The sequence below is a fragment of the Sedimentitalea nanhaiensis DSM 24252 genome (genome assembly GCF_000473225.1).
GTDB lineage: Bacteria > Pseudomonadota > Alphaproteobacteria > Rhodobacterales > Rhodobacteraceae > Sedimentitalea > Sedimentitalea nanhaiensis.
Genome location: NZ_KI421509.1, coordinates 315618 through 326789, shown reverse-complemented (window position 1 = coordinate 326789; position 11172 = coordinate 315618). Strand labels below are relative to the sequence as shown.

The following is an 11172-nucleotide window of genomic DNA, read 5'->3' as shown; positions in this document are numbered from 1 at the left end:
GCGGGTCCGGCGCAGTGGAGCGTGACGAGGCTCTCGCTGAACCACGATGCGGTTCAGGCTCATAACCTGAAGGTCGTAGGTTCAAATCCTACTCCCGCAACCAAAATAATACAGTATTATCAATACGCTAGAAGCCACCTCCGGGTGGCCGCGCGCGTTCCCGAAACACCACTGGAAGCACTGTGGAAGCAAACGGACGCGGTTCGGATGTGTGACGCAAGCGCAACACACAAGCCAGATCAACACATCCAGAACCAGTGCAACCACAACCGCGAACGGCCCAAACCGGTCATTCCGAGGGGCCTCCTCGCGGCGTTGCCGACTCCGAAAAGCTGACATTCGAAAATGAAGCATCCAACCCCATTCAACCCATGAATATGGTTTCAGCAGACACACCATGCGATCTTTGAACTAAAGGTATGAACCTAGTAGATTTTTAATAAGAGGCGTGAACATCTACTTGAATTTGATGTCCACGCCAATAACCCGACCTTAGGTGTGTGCAGCATGCTTCAACAAATTCCGCCTCTAGAAGGCGTGCAGATCAGCAGACATGCCGCCCTTCCTAAGAAGTAATGTCCCGAAAGACACAACGCCAATCAACCCGCAAACACAGTACTGGTATCGACTGAACGTAGTCAGTACGGCCAAGCGTTCTGCTGCAAATCTCGCGAAATTACTGCAAAGCGATGACGCCGGAAGGCAGAGTCGCCCTAGTTGTTAGACTAAGCATATGAACGCTTCAATTCTTTCTTCTCAATAAGGCGGAGGAGATTGATGCTGTCCCACGTCGTGAACCAAGGATTCTGCTCAAAATTCGTGATTGCAGCAGCGACATGCTCATTTGTCGGTATCTGGATCGAACCACCGCCACCTCCCAGCCGTTGTTGCCCATTGTAGCCCGTCAAAATTCTCCTGACCATTTTTCTTCGATAGTCAGCGCTTATGAACGGGCAGCCCATCAGATCAAGAAATAGATGGAGGCGTTCGGAGCAAGTCGCCAAATTAGGCTCCTTCAGGATGAAAGATTCCGCACCCTGCAGTAGTTCCAATTGCTTCGTTTTGCACTTTGGATCATCTCCAAGAACAAACAACTTGGCGACAACTTCAAAATACCCTACCTTCGAGGAAGCTCCTTTAAACTCATCTAGAAGCTCAACATAGTAAACACCCCCAAAGTCAAATGGTTTGGTCGCGCAAATTACATTGAGTATCTCGATTGAGGTCGAATACTGCCGTTCGTCCAGATCAGTAAGTGAGCTGCTGCCAACAAGACGCGAAACCCAAAGCTGTACCCGTTCCTTGGTGGCCAAAAAGTCATCCGGGGTATGTTTTTTTAAGAATTCAGCAGTTTGAACAAGGACATATGAGATATCTAAAGAAGTGTTTACGCTCGGAGCAAGAGAGAAAAGATGAAACGCAACCTCAAGATAGAAATCATAAAGATCAGTGGCTTGTGACAGGCACTCCTCTCGGCTTATCACACTTCCATCAAGCAAAGCGATTTCTTCGGGCAAAGCCAGCAACTGTTCGCTATCTCTTGTAAGTTGATGCGTCCTCCACTTTATGGCCGCCAACATATAAGCAGACACGCCCTCATAGCCCAATTCGGCATCTACACAAATTGCGCGAACTCGCTGAACAAGTGCGCGCATTAGCTTATGCCTTGATCGGATTCTCTTAGCTGTCACCAACACAACATTTGTTTGCTGTCTGCCCGGAACACCTGCGATCTGGTTTGGACGCGTTAGGTTGTCGATAACATCAGCAACTAAAGTATTGGCTTGCTGTATTGCCGAAGATTTTTTGCTGGCGAAGGGACGATACGTGATCTCCGCTTTTCCGGGATTTAGATGAAGTTTGTATTCGTCCAGGCAGTCAGAAAGTTCGGCGGAAATCTCGTCACAGTTTCTTCGATTTCCACTGAAAAAATAGTAATTGTCGACATATCGAAAAGCTGAATAGTCTACGCCATTTGTGAGCCCTTTCTTCGTAAGCCGCCGCTCTAGCTCATCATCCACCGCTGACAATATAGTTTCAGCGAATATTCGACTGACTTCTGGGCCAACAATGATTCCGTTGGTTTCATTCCTATTCATTGACTGCATAAGACGATCAAAGGAGGCCCCGTACATTTCGGCACTAGTATTTCTTTTGGCTTCTTTGAGCGACCTTGTGGCCCAAGAAATCGAGTGAGTATAAATACTGTGGAAGCACTTCGAAATATCTTGCGAGGACATAAAGTGGAATTTTCGTTCTAATGAATCGAAGAGCCTTGATCCCAAAAAGTTATGAAGTCTCCCGTAACCGGCGTACGCAAAGAAGCTGGCTGGATGCTTTGTAAACTTATCTTTGTCCACGGTTGAAATCGTAGAGAACTTGAGCTCGTTACTGGCTTCTAAGGGACCTGCGATATAATATTTGCTCGCAGTGCAGACAGGCCGTCGGATAGAGAATGAGCTGGTGTTACAGTAGTACGTGAGCAGTGAGTCATATCTAGAGTAAAAGTTGCAAATTTCGAGTTGCGCGCGAGGATGCGGCAAGCCGAGTTTGCGTAAGGATTCGGCATCTTTGACGATTTTGTAAGAAAGTGGCTCCGTGGCTTGCTTGCCAGAATTTGGAGGAAGAACAAAGGTTTCGATTATTGTCTTTGAGAATGTATCAAACTTCTTCCAATCACGGATGTTAAGGTAGAAGCCATCGTTTCCGATAGGAATAGGTAGCTCAGCCGGAGTCGTGTCGCTGAGGAGAGCCCGGTTGAAGTCGCTTGGATCAAGTAAGATCTTCTGAACAGTCTTCCTAGGCATGTTGCCAAGCCTTCATCAAATGGACGAGCTTCTGCTCATTGAATCCGACGTACTTCTTCTTTTGAACGTGGGCGCATAGGTCAAGGTACTGAATTCTCTTCCGATTCCGCCTTGTAAGCGGTGCAAGTGCAAGCCTTGCAGCCAGATTTGAGGATCGTGACGAAAGGACGCTGTGATAAAAGGATGAAAGCTCGCGCAGTGCTGGCGAGGGATGGTCAATTAATGGGTAACTGTTACACATTCCGCTAGACAACCATCGCTCGGAGTTTCTATCGTAAAACCTATAGCCGCTGTTTATTAGAAGAAACCTGTCTAAGAGATCATCTTGGTTTCCATCTCGAAGGTATTGCTTGATGGACAAGATAAATCTTGTTTTACGCTTGTCGATCTTCGATTTGCTTATGTCGATCGTTAGCTTTCGGGCATTTAAAGTCTTGTCATGGTTCGCTTCAGAAAGAATTTGCGAAACGGTGAACTTGTATCCCAAATAATCCAAAGCATACCTGTTGGTGCTTCCCTTGTTTTCCTTCTTCGGCAGTAGCTGGAAGGCTTTTTTATTTTGAGACGGATTAGGCATTAAACCTGTCGGAAGATTAACCTCGATCCGCTGGGTCAGGTCGGGTTCAGTGATATGTGGGGCGGCGACAATTACAATATCGTCAACATACCTTGCATAGAAATGAACTCCCTCAGACCGAGAGATTTCCTTGTCCATATTTAACAAAAATACCTCGCTCAGGGTGCCATTTAAAGCCAAACCTGCAGGAATTCCAGAAGCACCGGCGGCCTCTAAATCGGCTAAATACTTGTCGAGCATTCTTATTGTCGTGCCTGAACTGCTCAAGCGCTTATGGCAAGCTTTGCGCAGCTCATCCCTATCAATCGAAGCGTAAAACTTCTTTATGTCATATTTTGCGACAACATACGGCAGCCCATTCCCCAAGAGTTGACTTAGGCGAGATACGACATAGTTCCTGTCAGCCTGTCGAACTCTTACTATGCGCCTAATATTCTCGTTCAAGCGCCTAAGAAGTATGGGAACGTCTGATCAACCGGTTCGGCTGCGCCGAGATTTTGGCTTGATGGTCTGGCAAGGCGTGAGACAGGTTGTTTGCGGCCGGTCAAGCGGCTTCAGGGCTGCCATTTCGGCGTTTTGGCGTATTCTGGGCGGACTCATCCTCATGCCATCAGCCTCCGTCGCACCAGAAACAGGTTCCCGAGTGCGAACAGCGTGAAGAGCTGGGCGCGGTTCTTGGCGAGGCCCCGGTAGCGGGTTTTCACGTGGGCAAACTGGCGCTTCACGATCCGGAACGGATGCTCGACTTTGGCTCTCACCATCGCGATCACCCGGTTGATCCGTTCGTCGAGGGAATGCAGCTTGCCACCCTTGGGCGCCTTGCGCATGACGCCCCAGAACTTGCCCGGTCCCGTGAACGCCGCCTCGCGCTCGGCGCTGACATAGCCCTTGTCGGCCCAGACCGAAGTTTCCTCGCCGTGCAGCAGGTCGTCCCAGACCTGGCTGTCGTGCAGTCTGGCGGTCGAGGTGTCCAGGCTGTGAACAACGCCGCTGTCCGCATCGACGCCGATGTGGGCTTTCATACCGAAATACCAGTCATTTCACTTCTTCGTGGACGACATCTCGGGGTCGCGTGCACCCGCCTTGTTCTTCGTCGAGGACGGCGCGTCGATGATGGTCGCATCGACCAAAGTCCCCGAGCGCAGGGTGATCCCCTTGTCTGCCAGATGCGCGCTCACCTCCGCGAAAATCGCCTCAGTCAGCCCATGCCGTTCGAGCAGGTGGCGAAAGTTGAGGATCGTAGTCTCATCCGGAATGCGGTCGTCACCCAGCTCGATCCCGGCAAAGCGGCGCATCGCATCGCTGTCATACAGCGTCTCTTCTGCCATCGGGTCGCTCAGGGCATACCAATTCTGGAGGAAATAGACCCGCAGCATCATCTCCAGCGGCATCGGCGGGCGACCGCCCTTGGAGCCGACTTTCGGGTAGTGCGGAGCGATCAGCGCCAGCATGCGGCCCCAGGGCACCACCTCATCCATCTCCGCCAGAAACTGTTCCCGCCGCGTCACCTTCTTCTTCATCACATCGCGAAGACCGGGAAAAACAGGTTGCTTTGGCATCGGAACGGCTCCTTGGCGGGTTGCCTCAAGTCTACCAGATCACGCCAGAAGCGGCAGGTTTTTCAGATGTTCCAGTGGTACAAAGATACGAATTGCCGGAATTGATGCACCGGAACTGGATCACCCATGGGGGAAAAAGTCAAAGTTCGCGGTCGTAAAGATGTGCAAAGGCGAAATTGTGACTGCCGAAATTAGCGAAGAGGTTTCTTACGACCGCGTCGTTGCAAAGTGCTTTCTGTCCGATGGTACGGACATTGCCGCTGAACTAGTCAAGCAGGGCTTGGCTTTGGATTGGCCGAAATATTCTGGCGGGGCATATCGTCAGCTTGAACCTGACGGAACTAGAAAAAAGCTATGGCGCGCTGCCGCGAGGCAACGCGGAAAGATGAACCCTTAGGCCAGTTTCGTTCTCTCACAGGCCCGAACCTTGCCGCCACAGATTCTGATGTCTCATAGGAAATTCGTTACCTGCCGCTTACCACTCTTGGTGGAAAGGTCTGCTCTCAGCCCGAACTCGACATTCGAGCCACACGTAGCGACAGCTATGCTGCGAATGCGAAAGGCTCAGTCGATTTCCCCATAAGCAGCGCTCAGGCGACGCAGTTCTGAACAGGCTTCATGCAGCGCTGAAAAGGCATTGCCGACACCCTGCCTGATATCACCGGCTTCTGCCGCATTCCGCACGGCAGTGATCACTTGCGTCGCAATTTCGGACGCATACCCGGTTGCCGTGGATTGGACGGCAGCTTCGATCTCGCCGAGATATAGCGGTATGTTGTCTTGAATATCGCTTTCAGACAAGCGCGCAATGAAGGACTGCGAGGGCATTTGTTCCGCTAGCCTGGCGAGCAACCGGATGTCACTTTCCAATTCCTCTTTTGTCGCTGGACCATCGATCTGGATTCTACAAGCCACGCAAATTTCCCTGTTTAGGAACGGTAAACTCTCTGGACCCGGCTGCCCAGACAGGTCAAGACCGGAAAAGATCGCCAAAACAGAGTGCCACGATCGCGCCGTGTGGTGAGCAATTGCGGGACGCAACTATGTAAGGTTAGTATCCCAAAGTACATTTCATGGGGACACCGGCCCAAGCATGTAGCCCAAAAGTCACGTTTCTCAAGGATGCTAAAATTGAAGACCATTCTACTGACCTGCCTTGCTGTTCTTGGCTTTTTGCAAGCCGCGCACGCGGAGGAGGAGAACCGCTGCGGATTGCCGTCTGCCCAGGACGCTGATGAACTCTGCGAGGGGCTGACACATTTGCTCCCTCATTTCGCCGATGACTTCGATCTATCCCGGCTTGATGGCCGCTATGCATTGGCTTGCGGGATGATGAAGGGCATCGAGCTCTCCGGCGCGTCCGCCGAGAACAAAACACGGGTGCTTGTGGATCAGCATGAGGCAACCGGTGTCTTCCAGCCTAAAGCCTTTTTTGGTCCCTCGAGCGGCCCTTTGAGCTTCATCCTGGCGATTGCCTACACGGACCCTCAAACCGGCGAGGAGAAAACCTTTTCGGTGAATGGAGATCATCAAGGGTTTTACATACTGGAGGATTGGGACGGAGTTCGAAGGTTGTCAAAATGTTCGGAGGCCGCGGAATAGGCCGGGGCATTCTGGAAGGCGCCACAACTATGAATTTCCAAGCTTCCAAGTGAAACCGCAAATTCCACAGCACGCTAAGCGTGCAATTCATCTTCGGGTACAACTTTAGCGACATGTACCATGCATGCACCAAATAGGAACTTGAAAATGTTTAAGAATTTTATTTTTCTTCTTATTTTTCTCAGCGCGCCTTTAGCCGCTTGGGCTGACACGACCAAGAGTGATATCTACTGGGCCGTCCTCAGATCTGACAGTGCCAACCTGGTACACCCAGGGATTGAAATATTCAATTTCCAAGAGCAACGACAGTTTTCCAATGAACTCTCGGACAGTGCTTGCGAAGGCAATCAAGTCGCATATGGCAAACTTGAAGCGGCTGCGTCTCTGGGAAATGCAACGGCGAATACCGCTCTCGCATGGCTTTACGGAGCACAGCACTGCCACTATTTTCAGAACAACCCTGAACTGGTCACGAGCCTGTACAAGCGCGCTGCAGAACAAGGGTACCCCATTGCAATGACCAGTTATGGGATCAAGTTGCTTCGAGGCGAAGGAACCGCAAAAAATCATTATGTTGGAACCGTTTACCTGTTGAATGCCGCCTTATCCGGTTGGGGTAATGCGGGCTTGTTCCTCGCCGAGCATATTCTTCTCGGTGTGAATGCAGAATATGACCGGGACGTTGCGCAAGCTCTCTATGATGAATTCCGCTACAGCGCGTATAACGACGAATTGATTGGAAGCGTTGAAAACCTATTGGCGCAACACTGAGCAGGCGGCGTCAATATAGGTGAAATCTGCGGGGTAAATGATGCCCGATACACATGCATTCTCCTCCAGACTGCACGTGCCCATTGAGCGGTACAAGCAAGCTCTGGAAGAACTCGCCCGCCGTGCAGATGCCTGCGGCATATCAGGCTATGAAGAGGAGGGCGATATCGTCCTTCCTCCGCTCTATGACAGCGAAGCGCATGTTGAATTTTTTGACAGTATCACCCGGCAACCGGAGCAGTATCACGCGTTACTGTTGCTGCAAAAGGTGAACCTGCTGGAGGACACCCTTGTATATCTACAGCAGTTTGGTAAGCCTTATGCCGATACGGCCATTCAGGAGTTGATCCGCGTTTTGCGAGGTCCGGCGGTGGGTATTGCCCCCATAGATCCTGAAGCCTAAGGAGGCGGATCCCTCCGGACTACCCGGCGCGAGGGAAATCCTCCCGTTTTTCGGGGGCTTGGTGGTGGAATTTCCGCGGCCGTTTTCAGTGTTTGGGCAGGCGGTCATCCCGCCGTTACTCAACTTGGGACGATCATTTTTGTCCCGCAGTGTGTGAATTCACCGGCTCCAGAACCTCGCAGTCGTAGCGAACGGCGGAAACGGCGGGCTGCACCGCAGCAGAAAACCTCGGCTGGTTGCGTCAAGCGGCCGAGGTTGCAATGGGCGCTTCCTGCGCAGTGCTGCCGTTGGACTTGGATACATCGGATGTCAGCATTCCACTTATCTTGCTTCATGCTTTTCGGACCTGGGCACCGAGGCCAGATCTCGAGGGGCGTTTTACTTGTCTGAGCGTAGCACCGTTGTAGCACCATGGGGAAACGTCGGAACGCCGAAAGCGCCCCGAGGGTCGCTAGCGTGTTGTAATTGATGTATTATTTTGGTTGCGGGAGTAGGATTTGAACCTACGACCTTCAGGTTATGAGCCTGAACCGCATCGTGGTTCAGCGAGAGCCTCGTCACGCTCCACTGCGCCGGACCCGCCGATGGAAACAACTGGACTACTTGCCCGAACCACGCATCACTGGACCCAGGCCCGACGCGTTCGGGCTCTCCCCGGTACCGGGGCGCGGCAACATGCCAGCCTCGAAATCCGAGGAAAGATTCATGACAAAACGCGAAGAGACCAAGGCAGCCAAGGTGCAGGCGATGCTTCGGCGCCCCTCCGGTGCCACCCATGTCGTCGATGTCACCGCAGACGGTGCTGTCAGACCGATTCTAACCAGTCTCAGTTTTCGTCAAACCACCGGAACCTATGCTGAACAAAGCTGACGCCACTCGGCGAGAGCGGCGGTACGGTTCAGCTTGAAGTTCTGTCTGGTGTAGAGATGGCGCTCCTGGTTGAAATGGTTAAGGACCGAGGCGTGGACGGAAACGAATTTCTGCAAACTTCGCATCCGCCGGAAGCACTGCATTGCCCGTTCTCGTCGTCGAAACGGCAGGTGCGAATTTTCGGCCCTGTTGTTCGACCAGCGGCCGGTTTCTTGTCGGTGTGACGCGCCGATGACCTTCAACGCGGCGCCGTACGAGCGAAGCAAATCTGTCACGAACACATGCGGACGACCGTGCCGCTTCATGGATTTCTTCAAGAATTTCAAGGCGGCTTTCTTGTCCCGCGTCTTCGTCACGAAACTTTCCAGAACCTCGCCCTCGTGATCTACAGCCCGCCAAAGATAGTGGCGCTCGCCGTTGATCTTCACGAACATCTCGTCGAGATGCCAGCGCCACTGCGGCGCGGATCGCATGCGGTCCACGCGCTTGCGCCGGATCTCAGAAGCGAATTTCGGCCCGAACCGGTTCCACCAGAACCGCACCGTTTCGTGGCTGATGTCGATGCCGCGCTCATGCAGCAGGTCCTCCACATTGCGAAGCGAAAGCGGGAACCGAATGTACATCATCACCGTCAGGCGAATGATTTCGGGGCTGCTTTGAAAGTACTTGAAAAGATCTGGTTTCGTCATGAGCCAAGGCTACGAAACCGCCCTGCCCGCCTCAACCGGAATCCTTCTGACAATGCTGCAGAAGAAGCAGCGCGGCCCAACCCGGACGGCAAGGAATGAGTCCATTCCGTCCGATGCGTCTTAGCAGAAGAAGCAGCGCGGCCCAACCCGGACCTTCGCGTTCCTTTCATAGCGCCGCGTCATGTCTTAGCAGAAGAAGCAGCGCGGCCCAACCCGGACCGTCGATAAGTGGCTGGCGATGGGTCCGATGTCTTAGCAGAAGAAGCAGCGCGGCCCAACCCGGACCGCTGCCAGACGCGCCCCAGATCGCGATTTGTCTTAGCAGAAGAAGCAGCGCGGCCCAACCCGGACGGTCGATAAGGTGCACGTTGCGGGCCAAGCGTCTTAGCAGAAGAAGCAGCGCGGCCCAACCCGGACGTGGTCGACATCGGCCTGCGCATGCTGACCGTCTTAGCAGAAGAAGCAGCGCGGCCCAACCCGGACGTGCGGGTCAAGGGCATGATTGCCTCCGGCGTCTTAGCAGAAGAAGCAGCGCGGCCCAACCCGGACCAGCGGAACAGGGACCCGTTGCCTTTGGCCGTCTTAGCAGAAGAAGCAGCGCGGCCCAACCCGGACCTGACCTCCGACCTCAAACATATTCACAAAGTCTTAGCAGAAGAAGCAGCGCGGCCCAACCCGGACGGCAGTGCCGATCAGACCGGTGTCGGCGGCGTCTTAGCAGAAGAAGCAGCGCGGCCCAACCCGGGCATGTAGCTGCGAAAACACCCCCGCTGCCGGCACTACTACGTAACTAGCTGCCCTTTGATTTGGATTTCAGACCCATCCGAAGCCCATTTTGAAAGTCGAAATCGCAAGTGAGGTGAATAGAAAAGGTTGTTTGAATACAACATGTTAAAGCTTTGAACCAAAACACCCTTAGTCAACAGCTTTGGAGAATGTCGGGGGAGAGAGAACCATTTTCGGTCCAACGACCGAAGTGGCAGTCAACAGCCCTGTCGCTACAACCTTTGAAAACAACAACAAGATCCGGCGACAGTGAAAAACGGAGAATGAGTTTTCTTTTGTAGGTGGCGGAGGGGACGGGACTGGCGTCGAACCTTCTCCACATCAAGACACTGATTTTAAATTATTATTTTCGCGCAATGCACCCCACGAGCGCTTCCAGTACTGCAAGCGTCTCAAATGGTGATGCCGTCTGGCGAGAGCGGCATCCTCCCCACCTCCAGCAAGTAGGTGGCTACTGTTGCCGCTGGACCGAGCAAACATTGAAGATTCCACGCTGCGCAAATCTGATGCCTTTTGAAAAGGCGTCCGATCATCCGAGCCCAAAATCATCGCGAAACTGGTCGATCTGGTGCATGCGCTCGTGCAGGATGGTCACGATCCCGATGTCACCATTCGAGAGATGACGCCAGTAGACGTAATGGCGTTCGTAGCGAAAGAAAAACCCCTCAACGCCGAATTCGGCAGGGATGGGTTTTGATGCGACGCCGTGGGCAGCGATCTTGTCGAAGGACCCGAACAGGCCGGTGATATATTTCTCAGCCTGATCGTCGCCCCACCTTTCGCGGGTGTAGCGGTAGATGTCATCAAGACGGTGCGACGCCCCTTCCTGGATACGGATGGAGGTCACCGGATCAGGCCCGGTTCCGCGCGATCACCTCGGCTGCGGTCAGCGGTTGATACGTCTGCTCCGAGGCCGCGAAAGCATGAGTCAACTCGGCCTTCAGGCGGTTGAAGGCTTCCTGCTCCGCCCTCTCCTTGTCACGCCGGATCAAGTCGCGGATGTATTCGCTTACGTTCTCATAAGACCCGTCATCGCCCACATTGGCCGACACGAAGTCACTCAGAGCCCCACCAAGGCGGACGGTCATCGTGGTCGTTCGGGACATGG

The 11172-nt window shown here is 53.1% G+C and carries 12 protein-coding genes, 2 tRNA genes and 1 pseudogene; 7 read left to right on the top strand and 8 right to left on the bottom strand.

What is annotated here, in order from left to right:
* Positions 1–99 (top strand) — tRNA-Met (locus NANH_RS0103185).
* Between the two features lie 626 nt (positions 100–725).
* On the opposite strand, the gene drt3b is transcribed toward NANH_RS0103185, so the two are convergent.
* The 3 genes and pseudogenes from drt3b to NANH_RS25290 form a co-directional block, all read right to left on the bottom strand.
* Positions 726–2807, bottom strand: a complete 2082-nt coding sequence (drt3b, locus tag NANH_RS0103180; protein WP_027260734.1) for an antiviral reverse transcriptase Drt3b — start codon at positions 2805–2807, stop codon at positions 726–728.
* Positions 2800–3843, bottom strand: a complete 1044-nt coding sequence (drt3a, locus tag NANH_RS0103175) for an antiviral reverse transcriptase Drt3a (protein ID WP_081710407.1) — start codon at positions 3841–3843, stop codon at positions 2800–2802. The genes drt3b and drt3a overlap by 8 nt, the downstream gene beginning before the upstream one ends.
* A gap of 143 nt (positions 3844–3986) precedes the next feature.
* Positions 3987–4943: pseudogene (locus NANH_RS25290) on the bottom strand (IS5 family transposase).
* Between NANH_RS25290 and NANH_RS28340 the strand changes: the two are divergent.
* Positions 4834–5340: a thermonuclease family protein gene (locus NANH_RS28340; RefSeq protein WP_139236684.1), complete on the top strand. Its 507-nt coding sequence runs from the start codon at positions 4834–4836 to the stop codon at positions 5338–5340. The pseudogene NANH_RS25290 and the gene NANH_RS28340 overlap by 110 nt on opposite strands.
* Before the next feature lie 167 nt (positions 5341–5507).
* Here NANH_RS28340 and NANH_RS28335 read toward each other — a convergent pair whose 3' ends face one another.
* Positions 5508–5858: a hypothetical protein gene (locus NANH_RS28335; protein ID WP_139236686.1), complete on the bottom strand. Its 351-nt coding sequence runs from the start codon at positions 5856–5858 to the stop codon at positions 5508–5510.
* Positions 5859–6074: 216 nt separating this feature from the next.
* On the opposite strand from NANH_RS28335, the gene NANH_RS0103160 reads away from it, so the two are divergent.
* The 3 genes from NANH_RS0103160 (at position 6075) to NANH_RS0103150 (ending at position 7719) form a co-directional block, all read left to right on the top strand.
* Positions 6075–6545 carry a hypothetical protein gene (locus NANH_RS0103160; RefSeq protein WP_139236688.1) on the top strand — a complete coding sequence of 157 codons (471 nt, stop codon included), beginning with the start codon at positions 6075–6077 and terminating at the stop codon, positions 6543–6545.
* Between the two features lie 147 nt (positions 6546–6692).
* Positions 6693–7316 carry an SEL1-like repeat protein gene (locus NANH_RS0103155; protein ID WP_027260730.1) on the top strand — a complete coding sequence of 208 codons (624 nt, stop codon included), beginning with the start codon at positions 6693–6695 and terminating at the stop codon, positions 7314–7316.
* 40 nt (positions 7317–7356) lie between these two features.
* A complete protein-coding gene (locus tag NANH_RS0103150; RefSeq protein ID WP_139236690.1) occupies positions 7357–7719 on the top strand; it encodes a hypothetical protein in 363 nt (120 codons plus the stop codon).
* Positions 7720–8202: 483 nt separating this feature from the next.
* Here the strand turns inward: NANH_RS0103150 and NANH_RS0103145 are convergent.
* Positions 8203–8301, bottom strand: a tRNA-Met gene (locus tag NANH_RS0103145).
* Between the two features lie 123 nt (positions 8302–8424).
* On the opposite strand from NANH_RS0103145, the gene NANH_RS28330 reads away from it, so the two are divergent.
* Positions 8425–8589 carry a hypothetical protein gene (locus NANH_RS28330; protein WP_154665558.1) on the top strand — a complete coding sequence of 55 codons (165 nt, stop codon included), beginning with the start codon at positions 8425–8427 and terminating at the stop codon, positions 8587–8589.
* On the opposite strand, the gene NANH_RS0103135 is transcribed toward NANH_RS28330, so the two are convergent.
* Positions 8571–9278 carry an IS6 family transposase gene (locus NANH_RS0103135; protein ID WP_027260728.1) on the bottom strand — a complete coding sequence of 236 codons (708 nt, stop codon included), beginning with the start codon at positions 9276–9278 and terminating at the stop codon, positions 8571–8573. The two genes, NANH_RS28330 and NANH_RS0103135, sit on opposite strands and share 19 nt — an antisense overlap.
* A 417-nt stretch (positions 9279–9695) precedes the next feature.
* Here NANH_RS0103135 and NANH_RS29770 point away from each other — a divergent pair, with 417 nt between their 5' ends.
* Positions 9696–10031, top strand: a complete 336-nt coding sequence (locus NANH_RS29770; RefSeq protein WP_407694671.1) for a hypothetical protein — start codon at positions 9696–9698, stop codon at positions 10029–10031.
* A gap of 562 nt (positions 10032–10593) precedes the next feature.
* On the opposite strand, the gene NANH_RS0103130 is transcribed toward NANH_RS29770, so the two are convergent.
* Positions 10594–10911: a type II toxin-antitoxin system RelE/ParE family toxin gene (locus NANH_RS0103130; protein ID WP_027260727.1), complete on the bottom strand. Its 318-nt coding sequence runs from the start codon at positions 10909–10911 to the stop codon at positions 10594–10596.
* Positions 10912–10915: 4 nt separating this feature from the next.
* On the bottom strand, positions 10916–11170 hold the full coding sequence (locus tag NANH_RS0103125; RefSeq protein ID WP_027260726.1) for a ribbon-helix-helix domain-containing protein: 255 nt from the start codon (positions 11168–11170) through the stop codon (positions 10916–10918).
* Between the last annotated feature and the right edge of the window lie 2 nt (positions 11171–11172).

Excerpts from the sequence above, each read along its gene's own strand:
- drt3b (WP_027260734.1), bottom strand. The coding sequence starts at position 2,807 with ATGCCTAGGAAGACTGTTCAGAAGATCTTACTTGATCCAAGCGACTTC.
- NANH_RS0103150 (WP_139236690.1), top strand. The coding sequence starts at position 7,357 with ATGCCCGATACACATGCATTCTCCTCCAGACTGCACGTGCCCATTGAG.
- NANH_RS28340 (WP_139236684.1), top strand. The coding sequence starts at position 4,834 with ATGCGGCCCCAGGGCACCACCTCATCCATCTCCGCCAGAAACTGTTCC.
- NANH_RS28330 (WP_154665558.1), top strand. The coding sequence starts at position 8,425 with ATGACAAAACGCGAAGAGACCAAGGCAGCCAAGGTGCAGGCGATGCTT.
- NANH_RS0103125 (WP_027260726.1), bottom strand. The coding sequence starts at position 11,170 with ATGTCCCGAACGACCACGATGACCGTCCGCCTTGGTGGGGCTCTGAGT.
- NANH_RS0103155 (WP_027260730.1), top strand. The coding sequence starts at position 6,693 with ATGTTTAAGAATTTTATTTTTCTTCTTATTTTTCTCAGCGCGCCTTTA.
- NANH_RS0103135 (WP_027260728.1), bottom strand. The coding sequence starts at position 9,278 with ATGACGAAACCAGATCTTTTCAAGTACTTTCAAAGCAGCCCCGAAATC.